Source organism: Wolbachia endosymbiont of Onchocerca gibsoni (genome assembly GCF_029169405.1).
In the GTDB taxonomy this organism is placed as follows: Bacteria; Pseudomonadota; Alphaproteobacteria; order Rickettsiales; family Anaplasmataceae; genus Wolbachia.
Window position 1 is genome coordinate 270,588 of the sequence record NZ_JABUMP010000001.1, and the last position, 15,965, is coordinate 286,552.

Consider the following 15,965-nt stretch of genomic DNA (forward strand, 5'->3'; position numbering starts at 1 on the left):
ATACGTATAATACCACTACCAAACTCCTGGAAATCACATAAAATCAAAGATTAATGCTATATGTTGTGGCTAAAGCTCGTCAAGTATTTTCTATGTTGGAAAATAGTGAGCTTTGAGCTTACTAAAACCTTCTTCAGCATGATATGATGACCTGGTTAATGGACTTGATGCAACCATTAGAAATCCTTTAGAATAAGCAATATATTTATAATGCTCAAATTCTTCTGGGGTAATATACCTATCAACTTTTGCATGTTTTGGAGTTGGCTGCAGGTATTGACCTATTGTTATAAAATCAACTTCAGCATTTCGTAAATCATCCATGACCTGAAGTACCTCTTCTTTTGTTTCTCCAAGACCAACCATGAGCCCTGATTTTATGAAAAGTTTAGGATTAGTCTGCTTTACCATTTTCAACAAATACAATGAATGAAAATAACGTGCCCTTGGTCTTATCTTTGCATATAACCTTGGCACTGTTTCAATATTGTGGTTATAGACATCAGGTGATGCAACAGCAATTGCTTCAAATGCACCTTTTTTATTTAAAAAATCGGGAGTTAAAATTTCTATTGTTGTTTCTGGAGTAATCTTTCTGATTTCTTCTATACACTTTATGAATTGACTTGCGCCACCATCTAATAAATCATCACGGTCAACGGAGGTAATGACAACATATTTCAAGTTTAATTTTTTTATTGCCCTTGCTAAATTTTCTGGCTCGTGAGGGTCTAATTTATCAGGGGTACCAGTTGCAACGTTACAAAACGCACAAGCACGAGTGCAAACAGAACCAAGAATCATCATAGCAGCGTGACGTTTGTTCCAGCATTCACCAATATTTGGGCAAGCGGCTTTCTCGCACACTGTATGTAAGTTATACTGTTTAACAGTGTTTAAGGTTTCATTAAATATTTTACTAGCTGGAGCTTTTGTCCTGAGCCATGGAGGTTTACTATGCATCTGAAGTGGCTAATTCTACCTCTTGCCTTGCTAGAACTTTTTTTAACCTTCTTTTTATTTTCTGTGCTTTCTCACTTAGCTTAACTGTTTTTGTGTTGAGCAAAAAAGCATCAAGGTCACCTTTATAATCTATAGTCCTTAAAGTTCTCGCTGCCACACGAAACTTAAATTTCTTATTTAAGATGTTGCTCATCAACGTAACACTATGCAAATTTAAGAGAAAGGTGCGTTTTGTTTTACGGTTTGAATGTGATACCTTATTACCAAAAGACTTCTTTCTGTTTGTTAGTTCGCAAACTCTACTCACTTTGATATACCAAGTTATTCTATGTACTAAGATTATCTTGTATGGTGAAATAATCAACACTTTCCTGTTTAATTTTTATGCTATATACTGCTTTATAGCCAAAGAATATCGTGATTCTCTCTATTATAAGAGAGATCATATGTTGAATTTCCAGTGCCTTACTACCATTTGCTACTGTGAGATGTAACACACCTGTATTTATATTTTGTGCATAGGAAATCTTTCTTGGCTTTGTACACTCTGCTATTTCTGCTCCAACTATGTTTCTCCAGTTTAAAATAAGACATATTTCATTTTTGCTCATCCTACCCTTCATGCATTTTAATGCATAACTTTCTATTATAGATCTTAATTTCCTTGGACCACTTTGTCTAAGCATCTTTTTACTATGAACTAAATTCCTTCCTATAGTTATAATATAGTAGTAATGAATATTATTCACAAGCCTCAGTAATCGCGTCAATAACAAAACTAGTCCATCACGGTAAGTTTAATAAAATCAACCTCGTTGAATAACTACTACCTTAGAATCAAGTGTGATAGGATGACTTATTAAAGGTAGATCACGTACAATATATTTAAGCTTTTCTATTAAATCACCTTCATCATCTACCAACTTTATTTAAATTGTTTGTGTAGAACTGAAAAAATTGTGATAAAACAATCAGTAAATAAATTTATTATCAATAATATTAAAAAGGTATTCCTTAATCTAAAGATTATATAAATATAGTAGTAAAATATTCTGCACTATAAAATAGCTTTTTGTTATCCTTTCGTCTTACAATAGGTCAAAAATCTTGCATTATAGTGGTGTGCTGGAATGCAGCTTTACTCCTTATCTTCATACCGTAAAAGATAATATTTTATGAAAAATCTATGCTGATACAGAATCTGTCAGGCATACTACAATCACTCCATTTACTAAACTTTTATATACTATGCTGCCACTCTCATTTCGTAATTGATTAACTTTTCTGCTTTTAATTAGAATTAGTTTAATCATTACTACCGGAGTGAATTTTTTCCTCTCGTTGTTATTCAACACTTTATACTAAAATCCAGGAATTTTACTTATAAGTAAGCACACTGAACTGCTGCTAAATATAAAAGTAGCTTTTTATATTATACTAAGAGAAATTTTTTTGACAAGCTTGCACAGCAACTGGCTACTAGTGTTAGCTACTTACACGATATCCTGCTGGTAGGTTCAAATCACAATGTTTGTATAGCTATGGATTATATGTTAAAATGGTAAACAAGATCATTTAATAGTAGCTGCCATTTCTATTTGTAAGATCTCTCCTCAATCCAAGCTGCTTGAATAGCTTCAAGTATTTTTTCATTGCAGCGCTTTTCATCATCGTTAAACTTTTCTAAACCTAAGACTTTTTTCTTAAGCTCAGTAAATCTGATATTAATTATGTCCTCGTTTGGAAATTTTTTTTCTAAAGCTTCTACAATGCTTTCTATATTGATCCATTTCATATTTCTTGTATCTTTTCATAAACTAAACTGGTGCCCATGGGGAGACTTGAACTCCCAAGGCCGCAAAACCCACGGATTTTAAGTCCGTTGCGTCTACCAATTCCGCCACACAGGCCCTTTTATTTTACCTAGAGTAAAATTCTACTACTAAATTAACTTCCATATCTGCTGAGTAAGGAACTTCAGAATACTGAGGTACTCTTAAATACTTTACTGAATGCTCTTTACTATTTATTTCTAAATAACCTGGAGCTTTGCGTTCTTGTTTTTCTATAGTCTCTATTACTACAGGGATTTTTACTGCGCTTTCTCTTATTTTCACTATATCACCAGGTTTTACTCGATAACTTGATATGTTAACTACTCTATCATTAACTGTAACATGCTTATGAGATATAAGTTGCTTTGCTGAGTAAATTGTTGGCACAAGACCAGAATGATATAAAACAGCACTTAACCTTGATTCTAAGATACCAATAAAATTATCAGCTGTATAACCTTTTCTATTATAAGCATCTAAAAATATACGCCTGAGTTGTTTACTTGAAATTGCATAATAAAACTTAAATTTCTTATGTGCAGCAAACTGCTTACCAAAATCAGATAACCTTTTGAACCCAAGAATACCATGCTGTCCTGGAGGGTATTTCCTTTTGTTTACTTGGTCTTTTACCCTACCCCATAAATTCATGCCAAGCCTACGGCTGATTCTATACTTTCTACTAACAACAGTTGTCATATCAAAATCTTAACAATATAACTCTAGATTATTAAAGATTTTAGTATTAAGTGTCAACTTGTTTTTGCTAACATAGTATATTACACTTTACTTTTAAGTTCTCTTATCGACATATGAATTATCTACTTTTGAAATCTATGGCAAATGCCATCCGCTTTTTGTCAATTGATGCAGTGCAAAAAGCAAGCTCTGGGCACCTAGGTATGCCACTTGGCATGGCAGATATTGCAACTATCTTGTTTACCAAATACTTCAATCACAACTCTGATGATTCTAAATGGTTCAATAGAGACCGTTTTGTTTTATCAAATGGTCATGGTTCAATGTTACTATATTCCATATTATACCTGACAGGTTATATTAGTATAGATGAGTTAAAAAATTTTAGGCAATTCAGATCTAAAACTCCAGGTCATCCAGAATTTTGTCTAACTCCTGGGGTGGACGCAACAACAGGTCCACTAGGGCAAGGGTTCGCTATTTCAGTAGGTATGGCACTTGCTGAATTGATTCTTGAAAAGCAGTTTGGAATTAATCACTACACTTATGTAGTGTTAGGAGATGGCTGTCTCATGGAAGGAATAAGTCACGAAGCAGCATCACTTGCTGGGCATCTTAAATTGAATAAGTTGATAGCCTTTTTTGATGATAATGATATCACCATAGATGGTGCTACTAGCATCTCTTGTTCTGATGATGTAGAAAAGCGTTTTTTAGCATATGGATGGAACGTTAATAAAATTGATGGGCATGATTTCGACTCTATATCGCTCGCAATTGAGCAAGCGCAAAGGTCTAATAAACCTACATTAATTTGTTGCAAAACTATCATTGGGAAATTTTCAAGCTGTGCTGGCACAGCTTCCGCTCACAGTGGTGCTTTTACAGAGAAAGACATAAAGCAAATAAGAGAAAAGTTAAATTGGAACTATGAACCGTTTTACGTTCCAGAAGATATAAAAAATGCTTGGATGAAGGCAGTTAAGAGAGCAAAGCAAAACTATAATTCGGTGTTATTTAAACGTATGGATAACGAAGAAAAAAAAGAATGGATTCCAGTATATGATACTGGAAGGACAAGATATCATGCAGAACTTCAAAGACGGCTAGATAAACGTTTACCAGGTAATATTAACAGTGATTTAGCAAACTTAAAGAAACAAATACATGAAGCAATGCCAAGTGAAGCTACACGATTTTCTTTCGGCAGGGTAATGGAATTTTTAACTAATTCTATGCCAGAATTAATTGGCGGGTCTGCTGATCTTACCGGGTCAAATTGTACTAAATATGAGCATATGAAGATAATAGATAGAGATAATCGCAATGGTTCTTATCTTCATTATGGAGTGAGAGAGCATGCTATGGCAGCCTGTATGAATGGCATGGCTCTTCATGGTGGTATTATCCCTTATGGAGGCACTTTTTTGGTATTTTCTGACTATTATCGTCCCGCTATACGCCTTTCAGCCTTGATGAAACAGCAGATTATATATATAACAACTCACGATTCAATTGGAGTAGGAGAAGATGGCCCAACTCATCAACCGATAGAGCATTTATCCTCTTTTCGAGCTATACCGAATTTGTATCTTTTTAGGCCGGCTGATGCACTTGAGACTCTAGAATGCATTAGTATTGCATTGGAAAAAAAAGAATCACCTACGTTGTTTGCGCTTTCAAGGCAAAGTGTGAATTACACACGCAAATTCCACTTTGACATTGATCAATCCGCTAACTTATCAAAGCTTGGTGCGTATATTTTATGTGAATATTTAGAAAAATTACAAGTAACGATATTTGCTACCGGATCTGAAGTTGAAATTGCGGTTGAAGCAAGGGAAAAATTACAGAGAAAAGGGATAGGTACAAGAGTTGTTTCTATGCCATGCTGGAGACTTTTTGATGAGCAAAGTGATGAGTATAAAAAGACGATATTAGGTAATGACAGCATTAAAGTTGCAATTGAAGCTGGAAGTGAAATTGGTTGGCACAAATATATAGGTTCAAACGGTATATTTGTTGGCATGGAGAGCTTTGGAGAATCGGCGCCTTATAAAGTACTTTACAAATATTTTAACATTAATGCTGATTATGTAGTAAAATGTGTGTGTGAGAAACTGATTTATGTTGAGTAAGCTTATATAACTATATGAAACCCTATTCTTTTTTGTGTTAGTATGTGATGCACAACTGTATAAATATTATGATTTGAGGGAATAGGAGAGAAGAACTGCCTAATAAATTTCACTAGCCTCTTTGGTATAGAGTATCGAAGATGCTTATTTATCTTTATTCTGTGCAGATTAAATAACAGAAAAATTTAGCGTATTTGGTGCACTATGTACACCGTATGTTTTTAAAAGCTTCTGTGTCTTTTGCTTATACAAGTTGAAATGTGCTTATGAAATGTTTAAGACGTCAAAAAACATCTATATTATTAAGATAAGCAGTGAATAATTAGCTGTTTAGAATTTCTTNTGCCTTTCTTCTTTGCTTGTAAATTTTTTTAAGATAGTTTAAGGGCATATAGTACTATAAAAAGCACCAATATGTTAAAATGTACACTCTTTTTCCAAGTTATATAAGAAAAGTCTATTGCTTAATAATAATGCATCTTTTTGTTCCCGTTAAATCATACACATATTCTTGCAAAAATAATCCATATGAAGGAATTATTTTATCAATATCACTTTGATCTTCACCTACTTCTAATATCACAAACCCATTTTTCCTAAGGCACTTTCTCAATATTGGGAAAATACTTAAGTAACAGTTTAAGCCATCAATACCACCATCAAGGGCTATTCTCGGTTCTTTTTGTACTTCGGCTTGCAGATCTTTCAATTTATTTCTTTTGATATATGGAGGATTACTAATTATAAGATCAAATAAGCCTCTGCACTCTGTCCATGAACTTGGAAGTATTTTAGCTCTGTCAAGTAAATTATGTCTTTTTACATTCCGGCAAGCAACTCTATATGCTTTTAAACTCTTCTCAAAACCAACACCAACGGCATATTCATATTCACTAAGTAAGGATATTAGTAAGCAACCTGTGCCTGTGCCAAAATCTGCAATTTTTAATCTCTGCTTTTTGTTTGGATAGCATTTTAACACTGCTAAAATTATTGTCTCACTGTCTGGTCTTGGATCCAAAACATGCTGATTGACTATAAAATTTTTACTCCAGAATTCACGTTTACCTATTATTTGTGATATTGGATACCTTTTCGCTCTTTTTTTTGTTAATTTCCAAAATAACTTTTCCTTCTCCATCGGTACTTGATCGGTACGGTTCATAATTATGTATGATCTCTCTACTTCAAGAACATGCTGCATTATGATCTCACAATCCAAACATGGTGATTCAACTTTATGCGACGATAACAGTTTTGATCCTTCTTGAATTAAAGTGCTGATCGTTTTCATTGTTCTAAAAGTTTAACCTTTTTAATTGTGTGCGAACGTTATGATTTAAGTCTGCTAGGGAAAACATTACATTTTTTGCTTATCATCTTCAGGTAACTAATACTAGGACCTAATTTTCATTATATAATTCTATTAAAAACAGTACACCAATTTGCAATTAAACTTTCTAGATCTCAAATGCCAGTGCCATTTGGATGACAGCTTGTAGATATACATAAATGCAAAGCCTAAGTTAGAGTAACTGTACTAAATTCTAGTGTCAAATAAATTATAGCTTGATCTACTTCAGTTTTCACCGTTATTTTGTGAAATTTTTCTTAGTTCTATTAAAGGATTCTCTATTTTTCTCAGCTGAGAGTATCTAAATTGTTATGTATGTTTTGTTTGATAAAGCTGAATCATAATTTTTATTAACCTGTCTTGCTCCATATATTATTTACTAATTTCTTAAATTCTTCTACATTGAATAACTTCTTAATTTCATGCAACATACTTTCGAATATTTTTTTATTTAAGATAAGTTTTGACGAATTTTTCTGATATCCAGCAATCTTTTACTGATATATAAGTTTAATTATTTTTTAGTATGCGCTATCCCTAAATGAATATTCACTTTTTTCTTATGCAAGAACTCTGAAAGTTTTTACAATTAAGGGCTACCTAACCATATTTTTTATGTCACTTAATTATGCTAGCATTGACTTACCTATTTTCCTCAAGTTTTTCTTCCGTTATTCTTTTTTTTCGATTGCATTCTTGGATTCATCTTATCACATAAATTTCTATATTCTTTATATAAGGTACTATTCTATTGGTTGCAATACTTCTTTTTCTCTATACCTTTGTCATAAAGACTCTTTAACTCATTACTTTGATAGTACTGCTGTAACGTTGTCTCTTTTACCATGTAATTTAGGATACGTTTCGTTGAACGAATTATCATGGTTTAATAGGAAGTCTTTAATTGGTTCTTTTCTTTTTACCTAAAACGATTTCTAATATTCTAATACATTTCAACATTACTACAAAAAGTTGAGCTTAACTAACTTAAATAGATAAAGAGGCTATCCTTAACTCCTATAAAAATTTTTAATTATTTCTACTACTGATTGTCTATTATCAGTAAGTTTTTTTAGTTTTGCTCTCTTCATTTTAATCTTTTCTTGAGTTTCTTTCACATTTTTTGAAAACTTTCTGGTTTGCTTTTTTGCTACTGAGAGTTTATGAAAGGCTTTTTTATGTTGACCTTTTTGAAAACACCAATAGCTTCTTTAATCGTTTTTTTCTTTATTTATTGCCTTGGTTCTTATTCAGCACTAGATTATTAGATACTTAACTTTCGTGAAAACATTACCATAAGCACTTCTAGTAACATTGTAAATAATATATTTTACAACTTACTTAGTTACATATAATCTGTTTTCTTTGCAAGCTAATCAGCAAATAGTCGCTAAATTTCTTTATTAATAAATTTGCTTTTCTTATATTTGAAATCTTCTTTACTTTTAAAATCCCAAAACAGCGTAGAGATTTTTTTAAATCAATTACTAACTTGTTATTGCTGTTCTATTTTATTATTTTTACTAATATAAAGATTTGCTAATCTTGATTGTACCTATGATATTACTTCAACACCAATCCTACAGAATAAAAGTGTAAAACTTGATATTTAATTTTACTTACTGTTACCGTGATTGGTACAGTAAAGTATGGAAGCATCATGCTAGTTTTATTTTTATATTAAAACTTTAACTTTCAACTTATTATTAGTAATATCATTGTATAAATATCTATAACTTATGTCTGAGCTTGGAAACATATTGCTACTAGCAGCTTGCTTATTATCATTAATATATTTATTTCTACCGCTCAGTTCTCACCGATTTATTACTATTGCTGTATTTTTCTGTGTATCAGCGTCAATGGCTATTTTGATTTACTGCCACATTACAAACGATTTCTCACTCGAAAATGTATATTATCACTCTCATACAACAAAGCCTTTGATCTATAAAATCTGTGGTGTTTGGGGGAATAAGGAAGGGTCAATGCTGCTTTGGACCTTGGTGCTTACTTTTTACCTGTTTCTGATGAGTGCTTTCATTGATAATAGCAGTAAATTGAAGAGGGTGTCCTTAATTACTCAAAGCTTGATTTGCTTCTGTTTTTTGTTGTTTACTTTACTTGAATCTAATCCTTTTGTTAAAATGACAAGTCTTGAAACAGATGGCCTTGGTTTTAATCCGATATTGCAGGATATCGGTCTTGCAATCCATCCACCGATATTATATTTGGGATATCTTGGGTTTAGTGTTCCCTTCTCGCTTTCTATAGCTGGGTTAATTGTAGACACTAAAGGAAACATTTGGGCTAGGATTATCAGGCCTTGGGTACTTATCTCTTGGTCATTGCTTACTTTTGGCATTAGCTTTGGCAGTTGGTGGGCATATCGTGAGCTTGGTTGGGGTGGGTTTTGGTTTTGGGACCCAGTAGAAAATGTTTCCTTGATGCCGTGGTTAATTGCAGTAGCGCTGATACATTTGCTACTTGTAGTACAAAATTTTAATGTTTTAAGGAATTTTGCTACTTTGCTTGCACTTACAACTTTTACACTAAGTATAGCTGGAACATTTTTAGTTCGCTCAGGAATACTTGCTTCAGTGCACACGTTTACAGATGATCCAAGGTATGGATTATATATATTAGCTTTACTTAGTGTAATTGTAATTAGCAGCTTAGTAATATTTGTAGTGTGTACGAGAAAAAAACATGTGTCTTTGTTGTCATTACAGTATTTAACACTGAAATCTAGAGAGAAAGAAAGCATAAAACCTGGTGGTCAAGTTGATCAGATACCAGGGAGTAGAAGATTCTTTTCACGATTTACAATGATGTTGATAAACAATTTATTGTTTATTACAGCATTTTTTATTGTTTTTGTTGGTACATTATACCCTATAATGCTCGAATATTTGACTGGTGAACTTATTTCAGTTGGAGCACCATATTACAATTCCTTATTTAACCCTATTGTGCTAGTCGTTCTAGTGCTCATTATAGTAGGACAATATTGTTGTTGGCAAGGAAATAGTTTATCATCAATACTCCGTAAATATAAATTCACATTTTGTAGTGCTGCAGCTATTTTACCATTTATTTTTCATATGAAGCTAATGATCATATTATCAATTACCATTTCTGTAGCATTATTAGTCTTTATTTTGGAAGCATATAGTAAAAGAATCCGTTTATTTAAGATGGCACTGAGAGAATCAATTTTATTAGCAAAGAGAGTTTCCGGGTCTTATTATGCTATGATGCTCGCTCATGCTGGAGTAGCAATTCTAGTACTTGGTATAACCTGTTCAGTTGGTTGGCAAGAGAAAAGAGAAAACTACTTAAAAATAGGGGATAGCATAACAGTCAATAAATTTGAGGTCACTTTACGAAATATCGAATTAATAAGAGAGAAAAATTTCCAAGCAGTAAGAGGCACAATGGATATTAGGAATCTATTGAGTAACAGGGTGCTAGGTGAAGTAACTCCTGAATACAGATTTTATCTTGTGGAAGGTCAGAGAAATACTGAAAGTAGTATTTATCACAATTTATTTTTTGATATTTACGTTATAATCGGCAAAATCAATAAGAATAAGATTGCTACTAAAGTATATTACAAACCTGGAATGTCTACAATTTGGCTTGGATCTTTTCTCATTGCTTTTGGCTCATTTTTCGCTGCTGTTTCTTCTTATAAACGAGCAAAGGTTATCTAGCAACAGGTTGTAGCTAATACCACTGTATCTTGGAAAAGGTTATATTAAATTTAATTGAGAAATATAGGTATCTTATAAAAGCTTACAATAGAAATTTTATACAGCTGATACCATAGAGATAGCTGTATTATGAATATATAAAGAGTTATAAAAATTAATATATTATGGTAAAGCCTTATGCAGGATATAGTTTATTTACATAAAAAATAGTGTTAGCAATATCAATGATGGTAATGATAAGAAACGTACTGATTCTATAAATTAGAAAATATAGCAAAAGATAAAACATTGGAGGCTAGTGCGAAAATATACTCAGAAAAATTTGATAAACAAAATTAGAGTACCGAAACAGCAAGTACTAAGATATGACAAGGGTAGAAGAAGTTTATCTATACGCTCTCTATATTAGAGTAAAAGTGTTTTATTCAATTGATATTGAAGATCTGCTTCTTGGACTAAAAATTCTAAGAGAAAACAGCTATTTTAATTAAAAGTAAGTACAAGGGGAGCATAATCTCATAGAAAAGTACACAAAGCAATTCTTGAACTAATCAAATCTATCTAAGCTGAAGAGAAAAGTAATGCAGAAGCAGCGAGAATAAAAATAACAGAGATCTTACTTAAAGCAGGATTTTCTGCTAATATTATTTATTAAGCAACTGACTTATTAGCTGATGAATAGATAATTAAAGAGAAAAAAGTATATGTAAGATCTTATTTATAAACTATAGGACAAAAAGATAAGGGATAAGAGGTATGTTCAGGCAAATTTAGCAAGCAAGGTCAGAGTGTTATAACAGCAAATATAAAGATATAAAAAAGTTACCAATCTTTTGCGAATTGCAAATTAGATGCTATAGCAAAGAAACTATTAACGATAGTTGAAGTTATAATATTTAATGTAAAAGAAAATTGTTAGAAGTTGGAGATCGTAAAACAGAAAAAGAGTTATTAAGTTTAATAGAGCATGCGAGAGTGCAAAAAGTTAGTAACCAAGACTTACAAAATGAATTAGATGTGTTGATATAGTTTTTTTATTCAAAAGAATGTAGATTCACAAAGAAAAGATTAACAAAGTAAAAATTAAATTATTAGTGACTTATTTATATTAGGTATTTCTGTTGATATTATATTTTAAGTAACTATAGCTTATTAATTGGTAAAATTATGTGATCTAAAAATTATATTACTTGACCGTAAAAAGTAAAGCTTAGTATAGTTCAATCACAAGATAAACTAGTAAATCTTTTGAAAAATATATAAAGTTAGAGTTTAAGTAAAGAGTATGGCAGTCAGACTCGTTTCAGGTAACTTTGATATCGAATTTAGCAAATACAGAAAGTTGACTATACTAATTAGTATTATTCTGGTTATTCTTTCAATATTTACTGTCATGTTACGTGGAGTGAATTTAGGCATAGATTTTACGGGAGGAATTTTGATAGAGATAAAGTCTTTAAATGAAGATCATGTTATTCTTAATGTATTAAAAGAAAACAGTTTTACGGTGCAGAGTTCAAAAGCAGGTGATAATTTAGTTATGCGCTTTAAAAAAGAAGGAAGTGAAGATAAAATTAAGAAGATAAAAAGTATACTAGAAGAAAAGCTAGGTAGTTCGATAAGCTATCAAAAAGTAGACTATGTTGGTCCACAAATAGGCTCATCACAGGTGTTTGAAGGAATATTATCAATGTTAGTTGCAATTGTTGGAATATTTTTTTATGTCTGGCTTAGATTTAACTGGCAATGTGGGTTTGGTGGAATAATAGCACTTGTTCATGACATAATTTTAACTGTTGGTTTCATTAGCCTGACTGGTATTGAGTTTAATACTTCATCAATCGCAGCTCTTCTTACTATAATTGGTTATTCAATCAATAATTCAGTAATTGTGTACGATCGAATTCGAGAATATCAAAAAAATGGTGAAGAGAGGCATATAAGTAAAATAGTAGATGCAAGTATTAACGCTACATTATTTCGTACTGTTTTAACCTCAGGTACAACTTTACTTGCTGCTCTTCCCTTGATGTTAATTTGTACAGGTATAGTCAGAGACTTCAGCTTGATCATCTTCTTTGGTATTTTAATTGGCACTTGCTCTGCAATATTTATTTCTGCTCCTATATTAACCTGCAGAGCTTTAATAAGGAGATTCATAATATAATATGTATAATATTAGCTTATTCTCTCTTACAGAGAAACAAAAATACCTCAAAAACCTATTTTCGCTTAAGATATTTAAGCCATTCTAGCTCTTACTTAACCTTTTCCAGCTTCATGCATTTTTAAATTTTGAATATTTTATAAGTTAAGGTAAGCATAAGTGTATTTTTTAGATAGAACAATTTGTTTTGAATTTTTTCTTTATATGGTGAAAAAGTACTGAGAAATCTATTTTTTCATCTACTCCTTTATAAGTCAATAAGCATTCTAGTGATAACTATTATTAGTAGTTAAATAAATGGGTTTTTTACTGTGTGTATATTGTTAAAATGTGAAGCTATTATAATAGATAGTAATAAAAGATTAGTGTTAAAAGTTATTATTAAAAATAGGCAAACTTTATTGTTTCAGTACAATATTTAATATACACTTTAAGGAAGTATATTTAGCTCAAATTTATGTCAGAAGCAAGAAATCTAATTTTGGCAGCTATCCTTTCTGTATCAATTATAGTATCCTGGTGTGTTATTTACGATAATTTTCTTAATATAGACCAAAATAATCAATCAATTGAAAATATTGAACATATAGAATCTTTTAATGATCTTGCTTCTATGATACACCAAAATCGTTCCGAAATTATTAATTCTACTCAAGGACAAAGGATTAACCTAACCAATAATATGGTTAAAGGGTCGGTTTCCTTAAAAGGTGTCAGGTTTGATGACTTAATCTTAACCAATTATTACTTAGAACTAAATTCTCCTTCTTCACAGGTGGTATTGCTGTCACCTGCAGAATCAAAAGATGTATATTTTGCAGAATTTGGTTGGCTCGATCCAAGTGGCAAAATTAAAATTCCAGATTCTAAAACAATTTGGCAAACTGATGAAGCTGAACTAACTAATCGAAAAATAGTTAATTTGTTTTGGGATAATAAAAATGGCATCGTATTCAGAACAAAAGTTAGCCTTGACGACAGCTACATGTTTAAGATTGAGCAAATTGTTGAAAATAATACAAAGGATAATGTAATCTTAGTTCCTTATGGTAAAATTAATCGTAAACGTGATAATATTAATGAATCTTATTGGATATCGCATGAAGGAGTACTAGGTACGTTTGATAATAAGCTAGAGGAATGGACATATAAGGATATTGCCAAGAAACGTTTAATAAAAACAAGTACAAGTGAAAAAAGTTGGTTTGGTTTTGCTGATAAATATTGGCTTACAGCCATTATACCTGAGAAACCTGACAAAATAAACGTTAGTATCAAACATATAAATGTTAATAACATTGATAAATTTCAAGTGGATTTTGTCAAGCCTTACAAGAGCATATTTCCTGGTACAAGTGTTTCTAATGTAAATTATTTTTTTGCTGGAGCAAAAAAATTGAATTTATTAGATTATTATAAAAGTACTCTCAATATACCTTTGTTTGATAAAGCTGTAGATTTTGGTGTCCTTTACTTCGTAACCAAGCCAGTATTTTTACTGCTTGAATATTTTAACTTAATCTTAAAAAATTTTGGTTTAGCAATATTGGTGCTAACCTTAGTAATAAAACTTTTGATGCTTCCTTTGTCTAACAGGTCATATGTTTCAATGTTTAAAATAAGAAGTCTGCAGCCTGAAGTGAATCGCATAAAAGAATTATATAAAAACGATAGTTTAAAGCAGCATAAAGAGGTAGTTGCACTGTTCAAAAAAAACAACGTTAACCCAATGTCAAGCATTCTTCCTATAATAGTACAAATACCAGTATTTTTTGCTCTGTACAAAGTATTATTTGTTACCATAGAGATGAGGCATGCTCCTTTTTATTTATGGATCAAGGACCTTTCAGCTCCTGATCCGACAAACATCTTTACACTATTTGGATTGTTTAATTACAATTTTCCTATTTCTATAGGAATTTTACCAGTAATTTTAGGCATTACTATGATAGTTCAGCAAAAAATCAGTGAAAAAGATCAGAATAATAAAGATGACATTCAAGTAAATATCGTGAGGTTTTTACCTTATATCTCCATCTTTATTTTTTCTTCTTTTCCTACAGGCTTAGTAATATATTGGATATTTAGCAACATTATAACTTTAATTCAACAATCTTTAATGAAATTTTTCTTAACAAGAAAAGTGGGTGTAAATATTGAAAATACTAATAGTTAATTCAGTTTATTATGCTAAAGTAGCAGATTTTTTGCTTAAAGGTACGACTGATAAGTTGAAAGATGGTAATACTAATTATGACCTAGTTAAAGTTCTTGGTGTATTTGAAATACCGGCTGCAATTCTTTTTGCGGTCAAAAATAGGCATATTAATTATGAAGGTTATTTAGTTTTTGGATACGTAATTTGTGGTGAAACTGATCATTATCAATACCTTTGTAAAGGAGCAATCGAAGTATTAAATGGAGTTATTATTATGTATTATGCAATACCTTTTGGCATGGGCATAATTACTGTTGATAGCAAAGATAAAGCTTTAGTAAGAACTGGTAAAAACAAAAAGAATATAGGTGATTACGCAACCTTGACTGTTTTATACATGATAGATTTATATAAAAAGTTAAGCTAATGGAGGAAAGGCTTGTAGAAAGAAAGTGGTATATGAAGAGAAGTACAGCGAGATTTTTTACTATACAAGTTGCTTACTCAAATATTTTTATAGACTACGACAAAAGTACCTTTAAGCTAGAAAACTGTGAGCTTAGGAACTATGTAAATAAGTTAGTAGATATATTTGAATGTAAAGAGTTTGATTATCAATTTTTAGAAGAGCTATCATATAAAGTTATAAGAAACAGTGAAGAGTATGATAAAATAATAGAACTTTATTTACACCCAAGCTGGTCTATTGCGCGGTTGAATCTCATAAGCTTATCTATTTTGCGTGTTGGAATATGTGAGTTAATTAATTGTGATACGCCGGCTCCAGTTGTTATTAATGAATATACTAACATCGCATCTGATTTGCTTAATAAATCAAGCGAAATTGGTTTCATTAATGGATTATTAGATAAAGCGAAAGATGCAGTTAAGCTAAATAAGTGTTCTTAATAATTCTCTTAACGGTATTAGCATGG

At 31.3% G+C, this 15,965-nt stretch carries 13 protein-coding genes and 1 tRNA gene; 6 read left to right on the forward strand and 8 right to left on the reverse strand.

Annotated elements, in window-relative coordinates:
• Positions 1–90: 90 nt before the first annotated feature.
• From lipA to rpsD, 7 genes are all read right to left on the reverse strand, one after another.
• Positions 91–963 carry a lipoyl synthase gene (lipA, locus tag HSX44_RS01010; protein ID WP_275601925.1) on the reverse strand — a complete coding sequence of 291 codons (873 nt, stop codon included), beginning with the start codon at positions 961–963 and terminating at the stop codon, positions 91–93.
• Complete coding sequence (gene rpmB / locus HSX44_RS01015) at positions 956–1,270, reverse strand: 50S ribosomal protein L28 (RefSeq protein WP_275601926.1); 315 nt, start codon at positions 1,268–1,270, stop codon at positions 956–958. Before rpmB ends, lipA begins: the two co-directional genes overlap by 8 nt.
• A 19-nt stretch (positions 1,271–1,289) precedes the next feature.
• Positions 1,290–1,649 (reverse strand): DciA family protein, encoded by a 360-nt coding sequence (locus tag HSX44_RS01020; RefSeq protein WP_275601927.1) that lies wholly within the window; start codon positions 1,647–1,649, stop codon positions 1,290–1,292.
• A 498-nt stretch (positions 1,650–2,147) separates the two neighbouring features.
• A complete protein-coding gene (locus HSX44_RS01025; RefSeq protein ID WP_275601928.1) occupies positions 2,148–2,318 on the reverse strand; it encodes a hypothetical protein in 171 nt (56 codons plus the stop codon).
• Between the two features lie 239 nt (positions 2,319–2,557).
• The gene (gene iscX, locus HSX44_RS01030) at positions 2,558–2,758 is read right to left on the reverse strand and encodes a Fe-S cluster assembly protein IscX (protein ID WP_275601929.1); all 201 of its coding nucleotides are present in this window, start codon (positions 2,756–2,758) and stop codon (positions 2,558–2,560) included.
• Positions 2,759–2,786: 28 nt separating this feature from the next.
• Positions 2,787–2,873 (reverse strand) — tRNA-Leu (locus HSX44_RS01035).
• Between the two features lie 9 nt (positions 2,874–2,882).
• Positions 2,883–3,497 carry a 30S ribosomal protein S4 gene (gene rpsD / locus HSX44_RS01040; RefSeq protein WP_014869080.1) on the reverse strand — a complete coding sequence of 205 codons (615 nt, stop codon included), beginning with the start codon at positions 3,495–3,497 and terminating at the stop codon, positions 2,883–2,885.
• Positions 3,498–3,610: 113 nt separating this feature from the next.
• On the opposite strand from rpsD, the gene tkt reads away from it, so the two are divergent.
• On the forward strand, positions 3,611–5,635 hold the full coding sequence (gene tkt / locus HSX44_RS01045; RefSeq protein WP_275601930.1) for a transketolase: 2,025 nt from the start codon (positions 3,611–3,613) through the stop codon (positions 5,633–5,635).
• A 457-nt stretch (positions 5,636–6,092) separates the two neighbouring features.
• Here the strand turns inward: tkt and prmC are convergent, their stop codons facing one another.
• A complete protein-coding gene (gene prmC, locus HSX44_RS01050) occupies positions 6,093–6,929 on the reverse strand; it encodes a peptide chain release factor N(5)-glutamine methyltransferase (protein WP_275601931.1) in 837 nt (278 codons plus the stop codon).
• A 1,799-nt stretch (positions 6,930–8,728) separates the two neighbouring features.
• Between prmC and HSX44_RS01055 the strand changes: the two genes are divergently transcribed.
• From HSX44_RS01055 to nusB, 5 genes are all read left to right on the forward strand, one after another.
• Positions 8,729–10,705: a heme lyase CcmF/NrfE family subunit gene (locus tag HSX44_RS01055; RefSeq protein WP_275601932.1), complete on the forward strand. Its 1,977-nt coding sequence runs from the start codon at positions 8,729–8,731 to the stop codon at positions 10,703–10,705.
• A 1,285-nt stretch (positions 10,706–11,990) separates the two neighbouring features.
• Positions 11,991–12,872 carry a protein translocase subunit SecF gene (secF, locus tag HSX44_RS01060; RefSeq protein WP_275601933.1) on the forward strand — a complete coding sequence of 294 codons (882 nt, stop codon included), beginning with the start codon at positions 11,991–11,993 and terminating at the stop codon, positions 12,870–12,872.
• Positions 12,873–13,329: 457 nt separating this feature from the next.
• A complete protein-coding gene (yidC, locus tag HSX44_RS01065) occupies positions 13,330–15,048 on the forward strand; it encodes a membrane protein insertase YidC (protein ID WP_275601934.1) in 1,719 nt (572 codons plus the stop codon).
• Positions 15,026–15,457, forward strand: coding sequence for a 6,7-dimethyl-8-ribityllumazine synthase (locus HSX44_RS01070; RefSeq protein ID WP_275602401.1), 432 nt, complete (start codon positions 15,026–15,028; stop codon positions 15,455–15,457). Before yidC ends, HSX44_RS01070 begins: the two co-directional genes overlap by 23 nt.
• A complete protein-coding gene (gene nusB / locus HSX44_RS01075) occupies positions 15,457–15,939 on the forward strand; it encodes a transcription antitermination factor NusB (RefSeq protein ID WP_338063350.1) in 483 nt (160 codons plus the stop codon). Before HSX44_RS01070 ends, nusB begins: the two co-directional genes overlap by 1 nt.
• Positions 15,940–15,965: the final 26 nt, after the last annotated feature.

Coding starts and splice junctions, on each gene's coding strand:
- HSX44_RS01020 (WP_275601927.1), bottom strand. CDS start 1,649: ATGCTTAGACAAAGTGGTCCAAGGAAATTAAGATCTATAATAGAAAGT.
- HSX44_RS01055 (WP_275601932.1), top strand. CDS start 8,729: ATGTCTGAGCTTGGAAACATATTGCTACTAGCAGCTTGCTTATTATCA.
- prmC (WP_275601931.1), bottom strand. CDS start 6,929: ATGAAAACGATCAGCACTTTAATTCAAGAAGGATCAAAACTGTTATCG.
- lipA (WP_275601925.1), bottom strand. CDS start 963: ATGCATAGTAAACCTCCATGGCTCAGGACAAAAGCTCCAGCTAGTAAA.
- yidC (WP_275601934.1), top strand. CDS start 13,330: ATGTCAGAAGCAAGAAATCTAATTTTGGCAGCTATCCTTTCTGTATCA.
- rpsD (WP_014869080.1), bottom strand. CDS start 3,497: ATGACAACTGTTGTTAGTAGAAAGTATAGAATCAGCCGTAGGCTTGGC.
- iscX (WP_275601929.1), bottom strand. CDS start 2,758: ATGAAATGGATCAATATAGAAAGCATTGTAGAAGCTTTAGAAAAAAAA.
- secF (WP_275601933.1), top strand. CDS start 11,991: ATGGCAGTCAGACTCGTTTCAGGTAACTTTGATATCGAATTTAGCAAA.
- nusB (WP_338063350.1), top strand. CDS start 15,457: ATGGAGGAAAGGCTTGTAGAAAGAAAGTGGTATATGAAGAGAAGTACA.
- tkt (WP_275601930.1), top strand. CDS start 3,611: ATGAATTATCTACTTTTGAAATCTATGGCAAATGCCATCCGCTTTTTG.